The organism is Bacillus sp. C1 (genome assembly GCF_054570475.1).
This window is the reverse complement of the sequence record NZ_JBTMZT010000002.1, coordinates 270,962-295,262: the sequence shown is the minus strand read 5'-3', so window position 1 is coordinate 295,262 and position 24,301 is coordinate 270,962. Positions and strand designations below refer to the sequence as shown.

Annotated in this window: 18 protein-coding genes and 4 pseudogenes; 7 read left to right on the top strand and 15 right to left on the bottom strand. The window is 36.8% G+C overall.

The window, feature by feature from the left end:
• Positions 1-28: 28 nt before the first annotated feature.
• Together dnaB and ACX5JI_RS08020 are read right to left on the bottom strand one after the other, a co-directional pair.
• Positions 29-1,318, bottom strand: a complete 1,290-nt coding sequence (dnaB, locus tag ACX5JI_RS08025) for a replicative DNA helicase (RefSeq protein WP_459500564.1) — start codon at positions 1,316-1,318, stop codon at positions 29-31.
• On the bottom strand, positions 1,315-2,175 hold the full coding sequence (locus tag ACX5JI_RS08020; RefSeq protein WP_459500563.1) for a DnaD domain-containing protein: 861 nt from the start codon (positions 2,173-2,175) through the stop codon (positions 1,315-1,317). Before ACX5JI_RS08020 ends, dnaB begins: the two co-directional genes overlap by 4 nt.
• 382 nt (positions 2,176-2,557) lie before the next feature.
• Between ACX5JI_RS08020 and ACX5JI_RS08015 the strand changes: the two genes are divergently transcribed.
• A complete protein-coding gene (locus tag ACX5JI_RS08015; protein WP_459500562.1) occupies positions 2,558-2,803 on the top strand; it encodes a hypothetical protein in 246 nt (81 codons plus the stop codon).
• 263 nt (positions 2,804-3,066) lie between these two features.
• Here ACX5JI_RS08015 and ACX5JI_RS08010 read toward each other — a convergent pair whose 3' ends face one another.
• Both ACX5JI_RS08010 and ACX5JI_RS08005 read right to left on the bottom strand, forming a co-directional pair.
• The gene (locus tag ACX5JI_RS08010) at positions 3,067-3,846 is read right to left on the bottom strand and encodes an alpha/beta fold hydrolase (protein ID WP_459500561.1); all 780 of its coding nucleotides are present in this window, start codon (positions 3,844-3,846) and stop codon (positions 3,067-3,069) included.
• Between the two features lie 397 nt (positions 3,847-4,243).
• Positions 4,244-4,726, bottom strand: a complete 483-nt coding sequence (locus tag ACX5JI_RS08005; RefSeq protein ID WP_459500560.1) for an alpha/beta fold hydrolase — start codon at positions 4,724-4,726, stop codon at positions 4,244-4,246.
• Between the two features lie 249 nt (positions 4,727-4,975).
• Here ACX5JI_RS08005 and opuD point away from each other — a divergent pair, with 249 nt between their 5' ends.
• Together opuD and ACX5JI_RS07995 are read left to right on the top strand one after the other, a co-directional pair.
• Positions 4,976-6,526, top strand: a complete 1,551-nt coding sequence (opuD, locus tag ACX5JI_RS08000) for a glycine betaine transporter OpuD (protein ID WP_459500559.1) — start codon at positions 4,976-4,978, stop codon at positions 6,524-6,526.
• A 428-nt stretch (positions 6,527-6,954) separates the two neighbouring features.
• Positions 6,955-7,311 carry a hypothetical protein gene (locus tag ACX5JI_RS07995; RefSeq protein WP_459500558.1) on the top strand — a complete coding sequence of 119 codons (357 nt, stop codon included), beginning with the start codon at positions 6,955-6,957 and terminating at the stop codon, positions 7,309-7,311.
• 125 nt (positions 7,312-7,436) lie between these two features.
• Here ACX5JI_RS07995 and ACX5JI_RS07990 read toward each other — a convergent pair whose 3' ends face one another.
• The 3 genes from ACX5JI_RS07990 to ACX5JI_RS07980 form a co-directional block, all read right to left on the bottom strand.
• Positions 7,437-8,378: an NADP-dependent oxidoreductase gene (locus ACX5JI_RS07990; RefSeq protein WP_459500557.1), complete on the bottom strand. Its 942-nt coding sequence runs from the start codon at positions 8,376-8,378 to the stop codon at positions 7,437-7,439.
• Between the two features lie 149 nt (positions 8,379-8,527).
• On the bottom strand, positions 8,528-10,318 hold the full coding sequence (locus tag ACX5JI_RS07985; RefSeq protein WP_459500556.1) for a response regulator: 1,791 nt from the start codon (positions 10,316-10,318) through the stop codon (positions 8,528-8,530).
• Between the two features lie 4 nt (positions 10,319-10,322).
• The gene (locus ACX5JI_RS07980) at positions 10,323-10,913 is read right to left on the bottom strand and encodes a sensor domain-containing protein (RefSeq protein ID WP_459500555.1); all 591 of its coding nucleotides are present in this window, start codon (positions 10,911-10,913) and stop codon (positions 10,323-10,325) included.
• 279 nt (positions 10,914-11,192) lie between these two features.
• On the opposite strand from ACX5JI_RS07980, the gene ACX5JI_RS07975 reads away from it, so the two are divergent.
• Positions 11,193-13,217, top strand: a complete 2,025-nt coding sequence (locus ACX5JI_RS07975; RefSeq protein ID WP_459500554.1) for a serine hydrolase domain-containing protein — start codon at positions 11,193-11,195, stop codon at positions 13,215-13,217.
• Positions 13,218-13,361: 144 nt separating this feature from the next.
• Here ACX5JI_RS07975 and ACX5JI_RS07970 read toward each other — a convergent pair whose 3' ends face one another.
• Positions 13,362-15,152 carry a S8 family peptidase gene (locus tag ACX5JI_RS07970; RefSeq protein WP_459500553.1) on the bottom strand — a complete coding sequence of 597 codons (1,791 nt, stop codon included), beginning with the start codon at positions 15,150-15,152 and terminating at the stop codon, positions 13,362-13,364.
• 791 nt (positions 15,153-15,943) lie between these two features.
• On the opposite strand from ACX5JI_RS07970, the gene ACX5JI_RS07965 reads away from it, so the two are divergent.
• Positions 15,944-17,038, top strand: a complete 1,095-nt coding sequence (locus ACX5JI_RS07965) for a response regulator aspartate phosphatase (RefSeq protein WP_459500552.1) — start codon at positions 15,944-15,946, stop codon at positions 17,036-17,038.
• On the top strand, positions 17,035-17,157 hold the full coding sequence (locus tag ACX5JI_RS07960) for a hypothetical protein (RefSeq protein WP_459500551.1): 123 nt from the start codon (positions 17,035-17,037) through the stop codon (positions 17,155-17,157). Before ACX5JI_RS07965 ends, ACX5JI_RS07960 begins: the two co-directional genes overlap by 4 nt.
• 146 nt (positions 17,158-17,303) lie before the next feature.
• On the opposite strand, the pseudogene ACX5JI_RS07955 reads toward ACX5JI_RS07960, so the two are convergent.
• The 3 genes and pseudogenes from ACX5JI_RS07955 to ACX5JI_RS07945 form a co-directional block, all read right to left on the bottom strand.
• Positions 17,304-17,477, bottom strand: a pseudogene (locus tag ACX5JI_RS07955) (two-component sensor histidine kinase); the annotation flags it as partial.
• 393 nt (positions 17,478-17,870) lie between these two features.
• Positions 17,871-18,053: pseudogene (locus ACX5JI_RS07950) on the bottom strand (IS4 family transposase); the annotation flags it as partial.
• Between the two features lie 219 nt (positions 18,054-18,272).
• Positions 18,273-19,445 (bottom strand): serine hydrolase domain-containing protein, encoded by a 1,173-nt coding sequence (locus ACX5JI_RS07945; protein WP_459500550.1) that lies wholly within the window; start codon positions 19,443-19,445, stop codon positions 18,273-18,275.
• 528 nt (positions 19,446-19,973) lie between these two features.
• Here ACX5JI_RS07945 and ACX5JI_RS07940 point away from each other — a divergent pair.
• Positions 19,974-20,138: pseudogene (locus ACX5JI_RS07940) on the top strand (IS6 family transposase); the annotation flags it as partial.
• Positions 20,139-20,362: 224 nt separating this feature from the next.
• On the opposite strand, the gene tnpB reads toward ACX5JI_RS07940, so the two are convergent.
• From tnpB to ACX5JI_RS07920, 4 genes and pseudogenes are all read right to left on the bottom strand, one after another.
• Positions 20,363-21,487 (bottom strand): IS200/IS605 family element RNA-guided endonuclease TnpB, encoded by a 1,125-nt coding sequence (gene tnpB / locus ACX5JI_RS07935; protein ID WP_459501055.1) that lies wholly within the window; start codon positions 21,485-21,487, stop codon positions 20,363-20,365.
• 328 nt (positions 21,488-21,815) lie between these two features.
• A pseudogene (locus tag ACX5JI_RS07930) lies at positions 21,816-22,016 on the bottom strand (nucleoside triphosphate pyrophosphohydrolase); the annotation flags it as partial.
• Positions 22,017-22,171: 155 nt separating this feature from the next.
• Positions 22,172-22,705, bottom strand: a complete 534-nt coding sequence (locus tag ACX5JI_RS07925; protein ID WP_459501054.1) for a GNAT family N-acetyltransferase — start codon at positions 22,703-22,705, stop codon at positions 22,172-22,174.
• Positions 22,706-22,929: 224 nt separating this feature from the next.
• Positions 22,930-24,249 (bottom strand): aromatic amino acid transport family protein, encoded by a 1,320-nt coding sequence (locus ACX5JI_RS07920; protein ID WP_459500549.1) that lies wholly within the window; start codon positions 24,247-24,249, stop codon positions 22,930-22,932.
• Positions 24,250-24,301: the final 52 nt, after the last annotated feature.

The following is a 24,301-nucleotide window of genomic DNA, read 5'->3' as shown; positions in this document are numbered from 1 at the left end:
GCATCTATCCTTTTTCTTTTTAAAAGACTCATCCTTTCTCCTCCACAAACTTCCCGTACTCCTTCAAAAACCGTAATTTCATCAGTCCAACAGGCCCGTTCCGGTGCTTTGCAATTTGAATTTCTGTTATATCTTTCTGTTCCGTCTCTTTATCATAATAATCTTCCCGATACATCAGCATAATCAAATCCGCGTCCTGCTCAATCTGCCCTGTCTCCCTTAAATCAGATAGAAGCGGGCGCTTATCTTGACGTGACTCCACCCCGCGGGATAATTGAGATAATGCTACGACGCACACATTTAAATCACGTGCCATTAACTTCAGCTTACGGGAAATTTCACTCATTTCTTGAAACCTGTTTCCTCTATAGGTCGAATTACCTGTAATCAGCTGCAAGTAATCAATCATTACAAGCAATTTTTTATCGCCGTACTTTCGTTTCAGCTTCCGTACTTGCACCCAAATCTCTTGCATTGTAACGCCGGCCTTATCATAAATCTCTATCGACAAATCCCCAATTTCCGCAAAAGTCCGGCTCGTTCTTCCCCAGTCCTCTATCGTAAAGCGGTGCTTCGGATTTTTTAGCCGCTTTCCAGACACCTCACCTAAACAAGAAACCATTCGTTTCAAAAGTTGCTTATTGCTCATCTCTAAAGAAAACATTCCAACCGCTACATTCGATTTTGCCGCATGAAGCCCAATATTTAAAGCAAACGCCGTTTTCCCCATAGAAGGCCGTGCCCCAATCACGACGAAGTCTCCTTCCTGTAGACCACACGTCATCTTATTTAACACTGAAAAACCTGTTTCAATACCGATAAGCTCCTCTGTATCTTGGTGAAGCTCTTCATAAAGATCGACTAACGTATCCTTCAAATCAAAATCGAGTGTACAATCCTCTTCCTCTAGTTCACAAAGCGCGGTAATCGTTTCACCAATTACTTTTTCATCCTTCTCCGCAAGAAGCCGTTCGCACATGTTATGCGCTGCACTCCCTGCCTGATTCATTTTCCACGCACTTCGAACAAGCCCCTCATAATAAGAGAAGTTAGTCGTAGTCGGAACACTCTCCATCATACTTACAAAATGTTCGATCCCGCCCACTTGCTTCAAAAAACCGGATTCCATCTTAGACATAAGCGCAACAAGGTCAATTGGTCGCCCATCACCTTCTATCTCTCGCATCACCTTAAATACCGCTCGGTGCACAGCTGTCGAAAAATGTTGTGCTGTTAGCCGGCACTCCTCAATCAGTTCCCCATCCAAAAGCAAAGAACCTAATACCATCTGTTCCGCCTCAATATGTTGAATACTCATGGCCGCCATCCCTCTTCCTTAAGGAACTTCTGAAGCTCTTCCTCAGACGCCACTTGTTTCTCCCACTCTTCACACTCCTTGAGAAACTTCTCCGTCTCATAACTAGTAGACGATTCCTTCTTCCGAAATTTCGCTGCCGCTTCCTCAACTTCACTGATTTTCGTATATCCCTTCCCGTGCCAATCACGTAAAATCCCCTTCACATACGCAATTGTCCGCTTATTATTTTCATACGCAATTTGAAGTGCTTTTAGCACAAGATCCTCCGACAAATCCGCCATCCATTCACTTAATTCCTCTGCCGCATAAGACGACAAACTACCAAAATGTTGTTCATAAAACGTGAACACACCGCTCCCTGGTTCCACTTCATCTACTTCTTCAGCCGTTTCCTCACCTTGAAACACTTCTTGAGGTACAATATCAGATATATCAATCGATATATCAAAATGTTCTAGTAATAACGGAATATTCATTTCTTCCTCTACACATTTTTGCAGAAACATATGTACAAACTCTTTACTCTTCACAGCCTTCAGCTCACGAAGCACGCACTTCTCCATGTTCGTATTCGTAACCGGATTATAACGTAGCCAATTTAAAATATATAACTCCTTCGTTTTTGCATCATATTGTATCTTTCCATACTCCATAAACCGATGCAGCAATTTCTCAACAGTCTCCCTGTTATAACCGGTTTCCATCTCTGCCAAACGCTTCGGAAGCGGATAAATCCCGCACTGCGTCGTCTTCGAACAAGTCAGCAAATATATGTAAAAATACCGCTCCTCCGGTGTTAAATCGAGTACAAAATCATCTTGCCAAAAACTCACCTGTACATTACGGTATATCGCCATGTTTATTCCTCCCATTCCTTTAATGAAACATATGTAAATTCGGATTCCATCATGTATATAGGGCTTAGTGAAGAATTTTGGCGGGATTATTTTATATTTTTTTATTACTACGACTACTTTTCTTTAAAAGCACTGCTTGTAGTAGTTTTTTTGTTTTTTATTTTGTTTCTTTTTAGTGATTTATTTGTTGGTAGGGGTTTGGAATGGGGTTATAAGGGGCTTACAAGGGCTTACATATCAACCATAAGACAGCCATCATCAAACTTTCACACTCATTTCGTTATCATAACCGGTAACGTTTTTATTGACTCTATACTTTTTATGAAATACAATTATCGATATCATTTATGTTAACAAAAAAAAAAAAAACGGAGTCGATTATATGAAAAAAGAAATGATAGCCAGTGCGATCCACGCCTTACAAGAACTGTTTTACAATACAGAGCATAAAAATCAGTTTCTAGCGATGAAAACGCTAGAAATGTATATGGATTTAAACTTATTTCGAGACATAAACTTTGTCACACAAGAAATAGAAGAACAACAGGCATATGGACTTTTAGCATTCATGCAACTGTACGATATGATAACAGCTCAGCAAATTGAGCAGCGTTTACGTGGTTTATAATTGTAAATAATCCGCTACCCCGCTCACATTGAGAAGGGCGTTTAATCCAACTATAACTTTGAAATAAAGTTGGATTAAACGTCCTTCTTACACTCTTATATGTTGCCAAAACAAATAAATCCATTTTGAAAAACCTTTTTATTAAGACCTAAATTAAAAAAAACAAATAAATGAAAGAACATTACATATTTCACCATCTTTAAAGCATACTCGATTATTTTGCTATCGTTCTCCGTTCACTTGAATTTAGGTCGAAATTTCAACTAAATAAATTGTGTCAGTAGCTGGTTAAACTTGTCACGTTCTTCCCAGAAAGAGCCATGACCGCTATATTGAAATGGAACAAGCTGTGAATTTCTTATTTTTTCATTTAGTTCCTGAGCTTGTGCAAATGGGATAACCTTGTCATGAATACCGTGAATAATTAAAGTAGGGACATTAATTTTTGGAAGATCTATGTGTAACTTCTCATCTCTTAATGTAATTATAATAGCAGCTGTCGACCAACTTGCTGCTTGTAACCCCATTTGCAAAAACCAGTCCGAAAATGGTTTCGTTATATACTGAAAGAAAAATCCATCTGTTACGTCCTGCATCATTTTAGGCCGGTCATTTAAGGTTTCTTTAAGAAAGTTATTAGCAGTTTCTGCGGTAAATCCAGTTGGAGCGGCCGCATCAACAAGAACCAGCTTTGATACCCCGAAACCATTGTGACGAGACGTATATCGAATTGCGATAGCCCCACCGGTTGAGTGGCCCACAAGAGTAAAATTATTTATTTGAAGTGTATCAACTACCGTGCGGATATCATCTGCAAGTCTGTTAAACGTATAACCACTCATTGGTTTATCCGAATTGCCAAAGCCCCTCCAGTCTATACCAATACAGCGATAGCCCATAGCAGGAAGAACATTAAACTGATATTCAAACTGTTTATGGCTTAACGGCCAGCCATGTAAAAATACGATGGTCTTATTTCCCCCAGGGTTAATATCTTCTACATATAAATTCACACCTGACTCTACAGTAACAAAGTATCCCATGGAAATTCCTCCCTAGTTAATATGGTTTCAACAATAGATATTCATTTTGCTTAACATAGATAAGTACCTATCCCAGTTGTAGACCAGAGCAGCGAAAAAGGATGGGATGTATTTAACTATCCTGCCCCTTTAGTTTAAGTACATTTATTCACAATCTCTTCTATACATTTCAAAATAAATATCAATTTATTTTAAAAATGAGCTACTCAACAATCTGGCCCAATATATAAAGAAGGACGCTTTTCTTGCTAAAAAACGACCAATTGTTGAAGATCTTAACTACTTTTTCTTGTTGAACTAACGCCCACGTTAACTTAATCTTGCTTATAATCACTGCCTAGTTGTTCCTACTACTTTCGTTAATTCTATATGGAGTATTTTAGTTAATTAGATAATGCTAATACTTAAAGAGGTACCCTGCAAAAGATGATCTTTGCAAGGTGCCTCTTCTTTCCTTTTCGAATAATCTCCAAATATTGGCGAATCGCTGATCACTCTTGCTCTTACAGCACGTCATCCCGGCCGGCCTTGTACGCGTGTCCGTAAAGTGATCGCCATCACCGACGGACTTCGTGACCATCGCATGCGTCACATTTTTGTTCGGATCTTTTCCGTGACCTGCGTATTCCGGCATATATACAGCATGCCCTCGACGGCGCAGCACCGCCGCTACGCCGTCCCAGAAATGAGCGTCAGCCCAAGAACCATGCACAAGCACGAAGGTAAGCTGTTGCTGTGCAGGTAAAGGGGGGGGGCTTTTATCCGATTCAAGAACACCATTGCTCCAGGGCCACCACCCTTCAAAATAAGAGAAGTAATAATACCCCGCGGGACATAAACCTATAATCGGGATAGGGGAATTGATGAATTTCTTGTACATAAGGAACCATGGACAAGACATCCTTTCAAAGCAAAATATATTATCAGCTTATGCCCACTGCGTTTAAGAGGTTCCTACACTCGATCCGCAAAAAACAAGCCACAAGAGAGAACGATGGAGAAATTGAAATAAACGTACTGATTTCCCCTTATATGCAACCGCTTAAAAAACGAATTTTTTGACAATTAATACTAAAAAATGTTATGTTTAATAGAATTATTAATTAAGTGAAATAAAAGGTGGGATTCCATGATAAAAAAAGAAAACTATGTATTTTATATCTCCCTCTTGCTTACATCCTTATTTATTATATGGGGTGTAATACCAGCAAGTTGGATACAAGGCTATGATTTACAAAATGTTACCTCGTCTCTAAACTCTTTTATCCTCAACAAATTTGGCTGGTTTTACTCTCTACTTATGACTACTATGATTGTTTTAGCGGCTTATTTAGCATTTTCAAAGTATGGATCTATTCGTCTCGGTAAGGACGATGAAAAACCAAAATACAGTTATCTTTCTTGGCTTGCGATGTTATTCGGTGCAGGAATGGGGATTGGTCTTCTCTTTTATGGCATCGCTGAACCCATTTCACATTTTGGCGCGCCACTAACTGGAGAACCTGGAACAGAGCAAAGTGCCAAACTCGCTATGCAGTATTCTTTCTTCCACTGGGGATTATTTCCTTGGTCACTTTATGCAATGGTCGCCTTAACCATCGCTTACTTTACATTCCGAAAAGGCAAAGGTGGTACACTTGGTGCCACAGTTACTCCTTTATTTAATCGATCGAAAAATTCTCCTATCGGAAAAACAGTAGACATTTTAGCTGTTCTAGCAACTGTGTTTGGCATTGTACCATCCGTAGGAATCGGCGCACAGCAAATTGCTGGTGGATTGAATTATTTATTTCCTTCTATTCATAATACAATCGGTACACAGCTCGTGCTCATCGCCATTTTTACTGTATTATATTTAACAAGTGCTCAAACAGGCTTGGATCGTGGGATTAAATACTTGAGTAACTTAAATTTCTCACTTGCTGGGATTTTACTCGTTTCCTTTTTAATTTTCGGACCAACTGTCTTTATCATGAAATACTTTACCTCTTCATTAGGCTCTTATATTCAATCTTTACCAAGCATGGGCTTAAACTTAGGTGCCTTTAGTAAAGAATCTTCTTCATGGATTGAGAATTGGACCATCTTCTATTGGGGATGGTGGATTTCCTGGTCTCCATTCGTAGGTACCTTCATAGCCCGTGTATCTCGCGGTCGTACAATTCGTGAATTTATTTTCGGTGTTGTATTACTGCCAACGCTCATTTGTACATTTTGGTTCGCAGTATTTGGCGGGACAGCCATCCATATGGAAATGTTCCAATCACTTGGAATTGCTGATGAAATTGCGAAAAGCGGCACAGAAATTGGATTATTCGCCGTTATTTCACATTTACCATTCTCAACGTTCTTAACGATTATTGGATTAATTTTAGTCGCAACATTCTTCGTTACTTCTGCCGATTCAGCAACATTTGTTGTTGCCATGCAAACAAGTAATGGTAACTTATCTCCCAAAAATAGTTTAAAACTAATTTGGGGCTTAACAATAGCAGCAATAGCAGCCATTCTCTTACAAGCTGGCGGATTACATGCATTGCAAATTGCAGCTATTATCGCAGCATTACCATTCTCTCTTGTCGTCGTTTTAATGGTAACCTCACTCTTTAAAGAACTACGTCAAGAAGAATTTGCTGCTCAAACAAAGCCAGTTCCACAAAATATGAAAAAAGTGATGTAATAACTGAATTGTACCCTATAAAAAGACCTTTAAAAATTAGGCGCTTAAAAGATGGTTCCAGTATTGTACTGGAGCTATTTTTTTATTGTCCATTGATAACGATCCTAATTATAATCTTGCATATAATTCTCGATTGCCAGTTGTGATGAATTGTTTCGTGAAATACAATACAGGTGATGTCTGTTTAATAGACAGATATGGGAGTCATATTGTGCCAGGTTAACGAAATGCTTCGCTGACTTTCATAATATGAAACTTAGTCCAAAGTTGGGCGTAGCTTCGCTATAGCGTTACTATTTTTTGATTTTTGTGCGGAATGTCAATTCAATACGAGAACACAATGGACAAGCATACAAGCGAGAACGAGGACTCTTGCATATTTTATATTATAGATTCTATTAATATTACTTTTATAGGGGAGATGGTTTTTGATGGGGCATAACGATTGTAATGATAATTCTTCAAATCGTGGATCTCAATGTGTTGAAGGAATCGCAAAAATATTAAAAAACCGTATAGGTGATGACATTTTTCTTTTTGAAAGAGATGGTTCTAGGGTTTTTGGTAATATAAAAGATGTAGTAAGAGATTCGGTTCTTGTTCTTGGGCCGTTTGATCCAACTCCAATCGGATTTGTACAAAAAACAACTTGTTTCTGTAACCAGGGACCACAACTTATACTTTTAAGCGAATTAATGCTAAGTATTTGTGAAATTACGGAATTCTTTATTTTTTCTGATCCTGATCTTGCAAAACAAATAGAACCTTTTATGAAAACAAATTAAGTAAAATATTAAGGGAGTCGTATTCACGACCCCTTTTTATAATGGGTCGTGAATACGACTCCCTTTATTTCCCGTTTCTCCTTTTTCATTATAAGTTATGTTTCTATCACAGCCTTAAGTGCTCCCTACCACTTCATACAAATCACGATTTTCCCTCTCGTATGACCGTTTTCACTTAAGAGGTGTGCTTTTCTTATGCTATCCTGACTAAAGTCGAAAACATGACTCACTATTGGTGTTATTTTTCCCTCTTCAATCCACTTACTCAATTTGAGAAGTTGACTGCCGCTCGGCTTTAACCACATAAACACCGCTGATATATCATGACGGACAAGCTCCCCTTCTTTCGGAGCATGAACAATAGAAATTAATTTCCCACCTGATTTTAATAAAGAATAACTTTTCTCCTGAACTGCCCCGCCTATCGTATCTAAAATCATGTCATAATCTCCTGCAAGTGCCCGTCCAAAATCCTCTTTTCTATAATCAATGAGAATATCCGCTCCGAGCTCTTCTAGGAACGCATGATTGGCAAGGCTAGCAGTTGTTGTTACATGTGCCCCAAATGCTTTCGCGATCTGAATCGCAAAACTTCCCACACCACCGGCTCCTGCATGAATAAGCACGCGGTCTCCCTTTTGAACTTTTCCATAATCCACTAAGCTTTGCCAAGCTGTTAATCCAGCAAGAGGAACAGCGGCCGCCTGAGTAAAGCTAAGGTTTCCGGGCATCTTTGCGATGTGTTCTTCTTTAGCAGTCACATATTCTGCATAAGAACCCTTCCCTACATTCGCTAGTTTTGTATACACTTTATCACCAGACTTATATTTTGTTACATTTGCCCCTACTTTCACTACAATACCTGCAGCGTCTAATCCTAAAATAATAGGAAATGAAAAAAGAAGCTTCCTTTGTAAGTCTCCTTTCCTCGTTTTCCAATCAACTGGATTTATAGATGTTGCATGTACTTCTATTAATACTTCATCCTCTTGAGGAGTTGGAATAACAACTTCTTTTCCCTTTAGTTCCTCCACGTTTCCATAGTGTTCTATGACAATCGCTTTCATTGTTTACTCCCCCCCATTCTTATTCATATCGTAGCAATTTCTACAAATTCGCTTAACTTATAAAATATGAGATGACACAAATTAAAATGAAAGAATGTAGTCCTTTACATCTAGAGTCATTCAAGTATCCTAACTTTTTATTTTCACATTTACATAAGTAACCCTATATCTTTTGCTTTTTGCACGGCTTCTTCTCGGTTTTTAACTCCCAACTTTTCATAGAGATTGGATGCGTAGTTTCTTACTGTGCCGCTTGATAAATAAAGCTTCGAAGCTATTGTTTTATAACGAATTCCTTGTGACAATAGAATTAGTACCTCTAGTTCGCGTTTTGTTAACCCATACTCATTTTCATCTGTCTTAGGTTCGTCTGAACCTACCTCTTCATTTCTTTCCCACATTCTATGGAACAAATCTTGGTTAATCATTGTGCCTCCCCGATAGACGAGACGAATAGATTCAGCTAGCTCACGAGACTCTATGGACTTCAGCAAATAACCATCAGCACCACTTCTTACAACCTCCTTCGCCCTTTCTATATCCTGAAACGTTGACAGGATTAAGACACGAATTTCAGGACATCTTTCCTTAATAATTTTAGTCGCACGAATCCCATCCAGATTGGGCATTTCCAAATCCATTAATACTAGATCTGGTTTTAAGCTTTCGCACACTTTGACAGCCTGCTCTCCATCTTCAGCTATCCCGACTATCTGTAAATCTCCCTGACCATCCAAGATTGTATGAAGACTTTCTCGAATAAACGAGTGATCATCAACGATACACAAGCGGATTTGTTCGTCGGCCAATGGAATCAGTCTAGGTAACACACATGAAATCAGCGTCCCTTCTCCTATTTTGGAGTATACAGTGACTCTTCCTTGTAACTGTCTAACACGTTCTTTCATCGTAGTTAACCCAAAGCCATCCGTCCACTCTTCCACCCCACAACCATTATCCTGCACATCCAATCTCGTTTGTTGTGGCTCAAAATGTAGTGATACAATAATATCAGTAGCGTTTCCATGGCGCACCGCATTCGTTAGCGATTCCTGCAAACTTCGGTACAGCGTCATTTTTGATTGCTTGGAGACCATATACTCTTCCCCTATTATTTGGGTACGTACATTTACTTTTGCATGTTTCTTAAATTCCTCTGTTAATTGTTGTAATGTTAAAGTTAAGGGAAGCGATTCTTGTGGTGAATCTATTTGATGTAAATACGTTCTCACTTCTTCCATACTATTACGGGCCAATTGCAGTAATGAATCAAGCTTTTGCTCCCCATCCTTCGTTTTTAATTCCGTACGTAATGTTTCCATCCCCATTATAATTGAGGTATAGGCATGCCCCATAGTATCGTGTAAGTCCTTTGAAAGTCTGTCACGCTCCTCCAACAAAGTAATCCGTTCAATCTGAGATAAGTACTGTTCCAATACATGCTTCTGGTTTCGAATAACTTCATTTTGTCGATAATTGACAACGAATAAATGAAAGGAAAATCCTATAGCATAAGCCAAACCAATTTGTAAGACGATTACCCATAAATCTATTCCACTAGTATAGATTGAGATAAGTAACGGGAACAAAATAATTGTGATAAAACCTGACCAACGGTACGATTTATCAGCACTATTTGCTGCAATCATGAAAGTTGGCATTAAAAAGGCGAGATACGCTGACGGAAATAATAAAGTTAAGTAGAAACTCACTCCGCCAAACAAAATCATCTCAGCAAACAAGTAATAACGATAACTAAACATTAAACATATCCAAGGTATTGAAAATGAGGCAACTTCCCAAAGAATAATGCTCCAAAGTGGTACAGTTAAATGTTCTTGGCATTGAATAGTCGTTAATATTAATGATAGCCATATGATAAAACGTATACAAAGTAATACCCAATCATACCAGAACCATTGTTTTAAAGTCCCAAACAAATTATCACTCCTTAATAGCTTTAAACATGGAATGTGTGTACATTCCAAATATATGAATTAAGCTGTTTCCAATATGAATGCGTATCCAGATTAGAATCCCCCCAGAAATCATGACAAAAATAGCCTTCTCCCATGAATTCACAGCAATTCCCAATAAGTATATATCAAAAAATTGAAAAAGTAATAGTGTTAAGATAAATACAAGCGGAGCTATGTACAATATAACAGCACATAAAAGGCTAATTACCCCAACAAAAAATTTCTGCATGAGCCAAAAAATGGCCCTCCAATTGTTACTCTTAAGAATTGTTTCTCTCGCCTTCATCCATTTATCCTCTCTTTTGTTTTTCCTTGGCAGGATTGGCTCTATTGATATATCCGTATAAATCTTCGTCTGAATACGTTCATACTGGACAAACGAGTGAGTCGTTTGCAACACCCTCGCCAATAAGGGAATACCAACGAAGATAACCGTCATTACTAATGCAACTGTAATGCTGACCAGATAGAAACAAAAGTAAAACAATCCTGATGCAAAGGTAAACAATAAAAAATAGAAATCTTGCAAATTTTTTTGAGCTGATGCTTTCGTCATTACAATCTCTCCTCCTCATTCATCGCTAATACGTTAAAAGCTGCTCTTTGATTCTAAGTATTTTTCTGTCACATACAGTAGTGTCAAAATGTCATGATTTATATGACATGACTATCAATACAGCCGTAACCCCCTTTATTTTTCGCGTTATACATAAATATGACAGATGATCACTATCTACTATGACTTGCCGCTTGCTACACTCTGTTCATACACTAACGAGCTAATAACTCGCTGTGCCAACAAAAAAATTTCAATCAAATAAAGGAGTGTACAAAAATGAAAAAAGCAATCAACAAACTGGGTCTCGTTGCAATTCTTCTTTCTTCTTCAAGTATGATTTCTGCGTGTTCCCAACAATCATTAGAGGTTGGAAAATCATCGGCATCCACGGGTGATACCCAAATGACAAAAGTACCCAATAATAAAAGGGAAGTAGAATCTTTTGCTGATCCGTTATTTGAGGAAAAAATGAAGAAATACAATGTAAACGGTTCTAATTTTGTCGTCGTTCACGATGGAAAGGTCGTCGTCAATAAAGGATATGGGTATGCTGATAAAGAAAAGAAAATCCCCGTCACTAAGGACACGGTCTTTCAAATCGCTTCAGTCTCGAAAACTTTTACCGCCTTGGCTGTCATGCAGCAAGTCGATAAAGGAAAGCTTAAACTAGATCAAGATGTACAACAGTATCTCGGTGGATTAAAAATACCCAATAAAACAGGAAAACCTCTTACCTTGTTTGATATGCTCACTTATACCAGTGGGGTAGATCTTCCCGACCTCACCACGCTAACTGGACCTGAATACATTAATCATAGTATACCGATGAAGGAATTTTTCTCTAAACATATGCCAACGGTGGTACGTCCGCCCGGTGAAGCTTATACGTATGACAACGTCTCATTTGCGCTCGCAGGGTTTGCAGTGGAGAATGTTACTAACACACCTTTCTCGCAATATATGGAAAAGAATGTTTTTAAACCATTAGATATGAAATCTACAAGTATGAGCTTTACGCCTGATCTTCTCAAGAGAATGGCTACACATTACGGTCCCAACGGCGATCCTATTCCAACAAGTGGGAACGGTCTAATGGATGCACCACAAGGAGGCATTTTATCTACCGGGGAAGACATGTCAAAATACATGATTATGCAGCTACAGAAAGGAAAGTTTAAAGATAAAGAAATTGTAAGTAAAAAAAGCACGGATATGATGCATGCCTATCAAGTTTTTGATGATAAGACAATTCCTGTTGCAACAATTGGATTTGAAACGCCTTTCAATGACTTTGCTAACGGTCAACATGTTGTAATAAAAGGGGGAAGCATGCCTGGACATCAATCAATGATAATTTTAGTACCTGAACAGAAAACAGCATTCTTCATGTCTTACAATAATGATTCAACGATGAGTATAGAATTGTATGAAGCTTTCATGGATCACTATTTCCCTGCTAAGAAGAATGAAGTAAAAACAAGTTATCTCCCGTTAGAAGAAAAAGAAGCTCATAAATACTTGGGCTTATTCCAACATACGCGTTTCGCTGCAATTCGCACCCACTTTACCTATGAAAATGGGAATTTAGTCATGGAAAGTGGGACAAGTGGAAAACAAGTTCTTAAAATGATTCATCCGTTGTTATTTGAAGATTCGGAAGGCAATAAAGTTGCTTTCAAAAAGAATTCGGCTGGAGAAATCGCATATTTTCACTACAACTCGTCTAAAAGCCTTGATTTTGTAGCAGATGCCCAGAGAATTAATAACAAACCATCTTTTGATGACGTCCCGCAAAATAGTAACTATAGAAGCCATATCGATAATCTTCATACTTTAAACATTATGAATGCTAAGGTCGACAATCTATTCGACCCGATGGGTACCATGACACAAGGAGAATTTGCTGATACCTTGTTACTTGCATATGGATGGAACGCTTTTCCAGACGACTCCAAGGAGGCTAAGGAGAAAATGATGGCAGGAATACCAGTATATGAACGTGATACTCCGATTACCCGACAGGTCGCAGCAACCATGATTCATAACTTAAAGCAGCTTCACGACTTGAAGGCGATTCAACCTGACAAAGCCAATAACGTTACATTGCTTGATGCTGCAGATGACTGGGCAGTCCAATCTATTCAAAAACTTGCCTCACAAGGAATCGTAGATCCTGATACTTCCATCAACACCGACGGATCCTTTAGCTTCCGTCCGAGGGACCTATTACTGCGTCAAGAAGCGAGTGCCTTGCTAGATTTAGCTTTTAGCTATCATGCTCTGCCTATTAAACAGCAGTAAGCATTCACGACTCAGGGTACGGTTGATCCTAAAAGATGAAGCACACAAACAAGCTCTTATGCTATTTCACATAAGAGCTTGTTTAAACCAATACAAAACTGCTTCTATCAAATTACTTTCTAATAATTAGATGATATTTCACTATTATTCTGGAAAGACGAAGCTTGAATCTCCTTTTTCCTTATTATTTGCATTCTCTTCCGGGAAAACGAAGTCTGAACCTCTTTTTTCCTTATCATTTGCATTCTCTTCTGGAAAGACGATGCCCGAATTCCCTTTTTCCTTATTATTCGAATTCTCTTCTGGGAAAATAAAACCTGAATCTCTTTTTTCCTTATTATTTGCATTCTCCTCTGGGAAGATTATAGTAGATCCTTCATTTCCTTCATTTCCTTTATTTCTTTCTTGCTCTTCTGGGAATACAATCGCGGAATTATTACTTAAGTTTGGTGAAAATCCAAGGTTAGATAGAATCGCTTTTAAATCCGGTAACACACCAATTTTATCAGCTGTTGGATCATTAGACTTTGTGCCCGTCTTAGAATTACTTAAAATACTTCTTAACTGACTTGGTGTATATACTTTCCCAAGGTTCGCTTTTGCGATACCTTGAATGGATGCCGCAGCACCAGCAATGATAGGTGACGCACTAGACGTTCCAGCGAAACTAGATGTGTATAGATTTGTCATAAATTGATTCGGCTTAGCATCTGTTGTATCAACCGCATTCCCCCATCCGTATACATCAACTCTACTACCATAGTTAGAGAAAGATGAACGTTTATGAGGAACTCTTGCAGAAGCTGCACCAACTATAATCGCACCTGAATCTTTAAAGTCGGGACTATTCCGATTCAAAACTTGTTTACCATTACGATCTCTAAATTGATCTAAATCATTTCCTCCGTTTGCACCGGCTTCAATAATAATGATTCCTTTATTGACTCCCATGCGAATCGCATCAAAAATATCTGGTTTTACTTCTACAGGTAAATATTTATCTCCATATCCATCATAAGTTGCTTGCGCTTCTAATAATAAGACATCACCTGCTTGTAAATGTTGAACCGCACTTAAAATCGCATCAGCTGTATTATAACTACCATTGTCTCTAATTTGAGATACAACCTTTACCTTCGCTTTAGGAGCGATTCCAATCCCACCTTTATTATTGTCTTCTGCAGAAACAATTCCTAAAACAGAAGTACCATGATCATGATGTTCGCTCTTATTTTGTCCCGATATAAGTTCAATCTTTTGATTCACTAAATCTTCATGATTGAGTAACCATCCATACTCCATATCTGTAAACGTTGTCCCTTTTCCATCTCCACCTTTAATACTCCAAGCATAAGACGCATTAATTCCTAGTGGTGCTGCTTCAAGGTATCCTTGTCTTGCAAGTCTAGGTTCATCATATGGATTAACAGATAAAGCTGGTAACTTCGTTTCTGGTGGCGCTTCTTTTTCTTGTAGATATGCACTCTCAACAAGGGAAGATTTCTCAAACTGTACAAGTAATGTTTGGAGATCAATATTACCCGAAGCTTCTACACTATAATAATTTAGTAAATTAGAAGAAATATGATCCGATTCTTTTATTTCTTCACCTAGATTTTTTATTTCCGTAGGTTTTAAAGATTGAAAGAGTCGATTTAAAGTTAGATTTGGATACTTATCAAAAATCCCCATCAATTCAGCATCACGCTTTTCTTCTTTGATGACTTTTTCAATCCCATCCTTAGATGGCAAGTTCGCTTCATTTTTGAATTTTACAATCAATTGTTTAGCAATTTGCTTATGTACATTAGATTTCATTTGTTTATTACTAGCAGCATAGGCAACATTAGAACCTTCACTAGGAAACATACTACCGATTCCAGTAAATGTTGTAAGCGCAATTGAAGATACTAGAATTCCTTTAAAAATTTTCAAAACAGGCACCTCTCAATATATTTTTTATACTTTCTATCAAAATATAGTTATATTCTCTACTTACTTTTTGAACTATCTTCTTACATACACCTATATTTTCAACTTCTATTCATATCCTTACATCTATCATGTGATCACAATGATGTAACCATTATAGTTACACCTTTAAGAAATAGTCAACATTATTTTGTATGCAAATTTGCATTTTAATTGATATTCACTATAAATTTGGGTCCAATCCAAAACATAAAACGCTTTATGTTACAAATACAACGGAATTAACAAACAATAATCCTATGTACTTTTAAGTCGTACTTTCAGCTAAAAAAGGAAAATATATATAAGGATTCACTATCTAGTAAACCGTATATGATAAAGTGAAACTTTAATCAGTGGGGGTTTTCTTCATCCCCTACTGATTATCAGCCCTCACCAATCGGGCTTTTACGGGCAGCCCGTTAATGCGGGATAAAACTTTATGTATTTGTTCTACCCTATTTTTAACATCAAGAACTAGCTTTGCTGGCTGTTCTAGCCGTTCAGGTGCTACTTTTATTTGAACCACAACATCCTTTCTTCCTCTAATATCTCACAAGAAAATTATACTATTTCAAATCATTCCAATATTACGAATATACGAATTCAACAACAAGAATAATGAATATAATTAGTTACATACTTGAAAATTAAATTGCTAAACAAATGTTGAGAAATATGTAAATTGGATTTCCATTATATTTTATTCTTGCTATCATTATTTGTGAGAATATTCTAAAAAAGGAGGGGGTTTCATGGATGTTCTAATAAAGGGGAATGAACAAATTTCAAAACTACTTAACGAATGGTACCAAGAAATACGTTCACGTAATATAGATAATGCCCATTGTTTAAAAGAAGAAATTAATTCTATTATTCACACTAACGAAGCAGATCCAAAATTATTACTCTACTATCATCTTTTAGATTTCGGTTATAAACATTTAGTGGATAATTTAAGTATTTCAAAAAATAGCTTTGATAAAATTGAATCTTTTAATATTCCTACAGATAACTTTTTATCTTACTACTACCATTTTTATAAAGCTATTCATTCTAACGCAATCGGTAATTATAGCCTTGCTAAAGAACATTATGATAAAGCAGAAATTTTACTTAAACACATTCCTGATGAACTTGAAAAAGCAGAATTTCATTATAACTTAGCAACATATCATTATCATATTTATCAAGCACTTTTAGCCATTAAACAGGGTACAAAAGCTAGGGACATATTTTCTAAATATAAAAGCTATGAATTAAAAACAGCTTATTGTGATAACTTATTAGGACTAGCTTGTACGCATTTAAGAGAATTTGAACTAGCTGAAGAATACTTTGTTACTGCAATGAATACATTCCAAAAACAAAAAAATGAGAAAGCAATCTTACTTGTTCGCCATAATTTAGGCTTAATGTATGCAAGTCAAAACCTTTCTAATTTGGCAATTCGATACCTTTTAGAAGTTGTTGAAAAGAAACCTCATCATTATAAAGCGATTTTTGTTAAAGCAAAGGAACATGTCAAGCTAGGTGAAGAAGAAATTGCATGTCAACTCATTGAAAAAGGTTTAACTATCTGCAATGAATTAGGGAATCAAGAATATCAATATCATTTTACAATTCTAAAAGAAATAAACAAAAAAGTTACTGCTGAAGAATTAGAAAAAGCAGTACTAGCAGGAATGGACTACTTTAGAAACGAAAGATTATGGGAATATATTCAAGAGTACACAGAAGCACTAGCAGCCCAATTTCATAGCAAAGGGCACTTTGAACAAGGAAGTAAATATTTCTACTTAAGTTATGAAGCTAAAAAAGAAATCTTTAAAAAGGAGGCATTAAAATGAAAAAGATATTATTAGGAATGATATTGATTACAATTGTAACGATAGGCACACATACTTCAGTTAACACTCAAACAGCTATTAATAGTATACAAAATTTAGCCCATGGGGATACAGGTTGATTTATTAAAGACATAGGACGCTTACCTATTCTTGAACTGCCCCCTATAAAATAGACAGTTTAATAAAAATTAACAAGAAAAAGATGGTTCCGGTATTGTGTACTGGAACCATCTTTTTCTTGTCATTATCATTTTGCATATCATTCTTGATTACTATATTGATCTTCTAAATAAAATAGTTGTAATCTCATCGCCGTTAAAGGTGTATTCATATCGTGCCTTAATTTCTGTAAAAGTTCCTTTTTTATTTCTTCTTGCTGCTCAAGTTCTAACTCTCAATATGTAGTTCTTTCAATTAATACGTTCACTAAACGAATTAGCATGTAAAAAAAACGCTGCTATAACTAGCAGCACTCAACTCAAAAGCTAAGCAATATCTTGTTGCACTTTTACTTTATCATTATCTTATTGGAATACATAAACTTCTGTTTTTCGCATCATACACTACAAATATTAAAAATAAAAAAGCAGAATTCCTATTATACCTTTATGCCACTTTTCATCATAAGCATAGTGGAAAATATCTATACTAAACTTTAAAAATATTCCGCATAAACATTCTCAATTTACTGTATATTCCGTTAATGTTACACTTTAAGTGTAGTAAATATCTGTTTGAATCCTGTCCCCAAAAGTAATAACAGTCATCTCAATACGCGAGAACAAACGAAGAAAAGGCACCTTAAGGTGTCTTTTCTTTATTTATGCAAACAAGAAGTCGTAGCGCTATTTTGACTTATCCACACACATACAGCGACTAAATCTTTTGCTAGGTACTTACTGGTTTGTTGCATACAACCAACATCTCTAGCAAGATCTCATAAGATATTTGGAGAGAAGAAACTTTGAACTTCTTGAGCAAATAGTTGTCATTCATCAGATACAGAAATAGACATACAAACACGCCATCCTTTCCTATGATTCTACAGAAAGAATAGCGTATTTTTTCATTTTAGGGGCTATTTTGTTTTATTATCTTAATAGCATTGGATTGCTACCAAAATTCCCAAAACCCCCAAAATCATTTTTTAGAGTAAGTTGGGGGTTCTTGAACTAGAAAGATATATATTTAACTATAAAAGCTATAACAAAACGTATTCAGTTTTCCTTTTTGCCTACTTGCTAAATTCGGCAAGTAAAATATTTTGAAAAGGGTTAGAACTGTTAGCTTTTTCTAAGCTGTTCAAATTGGCGGCTAACGTATGCTTACCTCCAAGTGTGCCTCCAACAAAAGTAGCAAACCCTGGAATGCCACCTCCGTGTCCCCATATCGAGACACCGTTCGGAAGCTTAGTTTCATAGATTCCAAGACCATATCCGACGATTTCAGCACTTCCTGTAGGAACTGTAGTAAGCATTTGTTTTAGTTGCTGTTCCTTCAGTAATTTGCCACTGAGTAAGTAAGAGAAGAATTTGTTTAAGTCGTCAGCAGTAGAAATCATATCTCCAGCCGAGCTACCTATACTTGGATTATAATAAGTAACGTCTTTTAGCTCACTAGCTCCGTCTGGTTTGAAATATCCACGGGCATGTTTGGTGCCTGGAATAACGCTTGAATTGCCCGGTAGGAATGTATTCGATAATTCAAGTGGTTCAACAATCCGAGTTTCAATCTCTTCCGCATAGCTGTTTCCAGTTACTTTTTCAATAAGGATACCCAATAATACGTATCCTGTGTTTGAGTAGGACCAACCCTTTCCTGGGACAAAATCTGGGGGCAGCGAAAGTCCAATCTTCACTAGTTCTTCAGCGGTAAACGATTTTTTTATATTCGTAAAAAAATCAGCTTCTTTTGACCTTGAGTATTCAGCGATACCACTTGTATGGTTCAATATCTGCCGGATCGTAATCTGGTTACCATCATATCCGTTTCCTTGAACGACACCAGGCAACCATTTTTCGATGGAGTCGTCTAGATTCAGGCGGTTCTCTCCAGCTAATTGAAGTACAACCGTTGCGGTGAACGTCTTCGTCACACTAGCAATGCGAAAGCGATAATCTGTTTTCATCGGTTGCTTGTTGCTCAGATCCGCTACCCCAGTGGCATACCTCCACGTTTTTCCACCCTCAGAAGTTTTAGCAAGTATCCCCGGGTATCCAAGTTTCAATGTATCCTGCATCGCTTTCTTGACGGCATGACGATCTCGGTGGGTACTTGTGTGTGACGAACTAGATGCATTTTCAGTAGGCTCTGCTTTTACAATTGAGGTTGGTGTTGTGTATAAAAGGGGACTTCCAGCTATTAAAAGGGCAAGACTTGCACATATAATTTGACTACGTGTTTTCATAAGGCATTCCTCTCCTCTATTCATATTGTATAGGCGGTTGCTTGCTGTTTCATGCTAACCATACAGCTATCATCTCTACCAATGACAACAGGTCAACATGGAATTTGTAATCATCTTCATAATGATTATTTTTACAAACATCCTTCTGTCCTAACAAACGGTAAATCCCTCTTTTTCACATGTATGTTAACCCCAGAAATTACTTCATTCCCTTGAAACATTCTTGTTAACTGATTTGTTTTTCATACACAATGAAAATCTCTTTTTCCTTACCTATTCCTTACGTTCAAGATAGCGATGTGGTCAATTATTAATTCCATCACATTCCCTCCTCACCTTATAAAACAAACATGAATTTTGTTTCCGTGTTTTTATTGTATGTGGTGAAAGTAAAATCTAGATAAATTTAACTTAAAATATACTATGGGGCTTTTATTGTCAGTTACTCCGCTCACAAAATAACTAACTTTAAAGAAAGAAAAACTTTGTTTAGGGGGGACTTGAAACCCTTAGCTTGATGGATGCGGGCGGCAGTCCAATATGCTTGGATTAAAATCATTGCAAACAGCTAAAAAAGTGATTGCTGGCATAGAAACTATGCATATAATCAAAAAAGGACAAACTCCCCAAGGTGAGGAGTCTGTCCAAAAACAGATATATCTTATCCATGATTTCTTTAGTTTAACAACATAACATTCAATTCCGCTAAGAATCTTTCATTCTTTTTTCAAAAACGGTTCTAGTATTAGACCTGAACCATTTTTTAATGTCCATTAATAACAATCATCATTATAATCTTATATATATTTTTCAATTGCTATTTGAAGAGAATTGTTTGAACTACCCACCACTTAACATCCTTACGGACTGTTTGAAATGGGGGATTCCTACGAACACCAAAGTATCCTTCGGTTATCTTAGTAGGCTAACCCCGTAGTCCCTACGGTTAGAAGTCTTACGGCTTCGTTTTTAAGATTTTGTCCTGCGTTAATATCTCTGTCGTGATGCGTGCCACAAGAAGGGCAATCCCATTCACGAAGATTTAGATTCTTAACGTCTTTGTTTTGGTAGCCACAACAAGAACATAGCTGACTAGAAGGGAATGTTTTAGATACAACAACAACTTGTTTACCGCCCCATTTTGCTTTGTATGCAAGCATGGTTCTGAATTGCGACCAAGATACTTCACTAATTGCTTTCGCTAATTTATGATTTTTCAGCATATTCGACACTTGCAAATCCTCTATACCAATGATGTCGTGGTTTTTGACAATTTCGGTAGAGATTTTTTGCAAGTAGTCTGTTCTTGCGTTGGTAATTCGTTCGTAGATTCTTGCAACCTTATTACGTTGTTTGTTCCAATTTGAAGAACCTTTCACGCGTCTTGAAAGAATTCGTTGTGCATCAGCTAACTTCTTTTCCAATGTACGAAACCATTTAGGATTCGTGAAAACCTCTCCTGTGCTCAAAATAGCAAGATCTTTTAATCCAACATCTACACCAACAGATGATCCGGTTTTAGGTAACGCTTGTATTTCTGTTTCAACTAACAGTGATACAAAGTACTTGCCACTTGGATTACGTCTAATCGTAGCATGTAGAATGCGACCATGTACTTCACGACTTTTCGCAAAGCGAACAAGACCAAGTTTTGGTAGCTTTATTTTGTTGGCTACAATGGCAATATTTTCGTTGGTGTGCTTGGTTGTGTAGGACTGTACTTTGTTCTTTTTAGACTTGAGGCGTGGTGCATCATTTTGCTTCTTGAAGAAACGGTCAAACGCATTTGCAAGATTTCTGACAGATGACTGTATTGCAATACTATCTACTTCTTTTAACCAAACAAATTCTTTCTTCAGTTTCGGAAGTTCTGCTGAACATGTTCCATACGCTAACCCCTTCCCTGTTTCCTTGTATGTATCGTTCCATTTAGAAAGGAAATAATTAAATACAAATCGAGAACAACCAATTGTTTTATTGATTAAAATTGCTTGTTCTCTGTTTGGATAGATACGGAATTTGTATGCTTTATTGACAATCATGACCTTCACCTCCTCACGTGTTATAACATACATATTATATAATTTTTAGTATATTTTGTATATTTTTCAGGAGTGAAGACATGGAAAAACAAACAGTAGCATTACGATTTCCTATAACTCTTTTATAGAGAATAGACGCATACAAAGAGCAAAAGGTTTTTTGTACTCGTACGCAAGCGCCATGCTATTTTTCATTTATTACAAGTAGCACTCGAGCAGTCGAACAATCGAGATGGTAAATTACCATCCCTTGTCCGAAGGCGATTCATCCCCCACCTACTCATTAGGCTACGCCCTTCACATTCCTTGAGGTGGGAGTATTCTCGCCTATTTCAGATAAATCTGCTAGTTCTTCTATTTTATGCTCTTTACTTTCTGCTTCTACATACTCTGTTAACTCTTCTCCTATTTTCTTTCCTACTTCTTCTATGTATTCTTTTTCCTCTAATATTCTTGTTGTAGATGTTTTTCTGTTATGTTCGATGATTTCTGGGATGCGGTTACGTACTAATTTGTTGTAAATTGGCATTGCGATTCCTCCAGTATGTTGCTTTTTCCTTAATTACAATGAAGAAAAGAGCACGTTCCGAAAGAGATTGATCAAAACATGCTCTTCTTCTTTGAAATTAAGTGACTCATTCATAAAAAGTTTAATAGTTTTTTCGTTAAATAAGATTTTTAAATTTACTCTTTCCATTCACTTTCCAAAATACTGTATAACAAGGAATCTCTCCAACCACCTCTTATTAACAAGTTCTCACGCATTCTTCCTTCCTTATTCATTCCAACCTTTTCTAATACTTTCGATGAACCTATATTTCTAGGATCACAAGTCGCATATATCCTATGAAGTTTAAGTTTAGAAAAACCAAAATCAATCAATAGATTAGCGACATCTGTAGCTAATCCCTTTCCCCAATAATTCGGATTAACAATATAGCCAATTTCTCCATTTTTATTTATAAAATCTCTAATATTTAACTCCCCAGCTCCAACTACACTCCCCATATCCTTATCAACAATTGCAAAGACATACCTTGTTCTTTGTTCTTGAGAGGCATCTTTAATTACTTGCTTAACAAAATCCTTTGAATCTTCTACTGTATTAGGTCCCCAAGGTTGATATTCACAAACTTTATCTTGTGAAGCATATTTATGAACATCCATCCAGTCATTATGTGTGAATTCCCTTAATAACAGTCTTTCGTTCGATAGAATACATGTAGTATTTTCGATTGTAATCCCCTCCCTTTTAATTTTTCAATATTGTATCCTAACTTGACTATAAAAAAACGAACCGGAAATTACCACTAATTTCCGGTTCGTTTTGACTCTATTTTAAAATTACGCTTCAAATCTATGCGATTGTTGGCATGGTGATGATTTTACCTGTTTGCTGCAACCGCCAAGTTGAATTTTGCACCCGAATCAACAATAGTAAATTAGAATAATGACTTAATACTTGCTAGGACAGTAAGTATACCGATAACAATGACAAATACATTGCTCATTTTCCCTCTGTATTTAGCTAGTACTGGTACTTTACGGATCGCATACATTGGTAATAGACATAAGATAGCAGCAACTAACGGACCGCTAAGGGCATCAATGATTCCAAGAATACTTGGATTTGCATAAGCAACATACCAGCATGTTAATACGACAAAAGTAAGGATCATTGTCTTAATTGTTTTTTCTTCTATATCTTTTCCGCGTGTTTTACTGAACTTGATAATCATGTCACGCATTACCTCATATGCCCCTATATAATGACCAAGGAAGGACTTTGTGATGGCCGTAAAAGCTATGATAGGTGCTACAAGAGTAATTAAAGGCGAATTAAGCTCATTAGCAAGATATGATAGAATTGACAAGTTCTGTTCTTTTGCCATCATAAGATCATTTGGAGTCAAACTCAAAGCACTACTCCAAACAAAGAACATAACAACAACGAATGTCATGATATAACAAACTTTTTGTATTTGAGCACATTTGGCATCAGTAGCCTCTATTCCATAGGTAGCTCTTTGTTTCACAACAAATGACGAAATAAGAGGAGAATGATTAAACGAGAACACTATAATTGGTAGTATCATCCATATCGTTCCGAAATATCCTGTTCCTGTTGAAGCCGCAGAAACACTTGAAAAACTAAGCATTGACGTGTTCCACTGTGGAATCAAAGAGATTGCGATAAAAAGTAGAGAAGCTATGAAAGGATATACTAGCATACTCATTATCTTTACAGTGATATCTTGACCAAAATTTAGTATAGCTATAAGACCGAGTACTAATACAAGTGATAAAATGGCCCTTGGAGGCTCCTTCATGTGCAATTGATTTACGATAAAACTACTTGCAGTATTTGTAAGTGCAACCGAATACATCAACACGATCGTATAAATGGAACCGAAATATACGATATTAAAAATGATACTTGCCTTATTTCCGAAATACTCTCTTATCGTACCTGTAATCCCCTCATCAGCAGAATTAGAAGCGTATATCATTTTAGCAAGCGCTCTATGTGAGTAATACATAACAGGATATGCAAGTATAGTAATTAGCAGTAATGATAATAAACCACCTGAACCTGCATTAATAGGTAAAAAAAGTACCCCTGCTCCAATTGCTGTTCCAAAAAGACTCAATGCCCAGGTAGTATCCTGTTTATGCCACTTTTTAGAATCTAGATATTTCTCATTTTTTACTGCAGTATTCTCAGCTTGAAATTCTAGGTTTTTTGCAGTATTCCCATTCATATAATAATTCCTCCTTGTATCCTATTCTTACGTCTCTTTTTAAGGCTTAGAA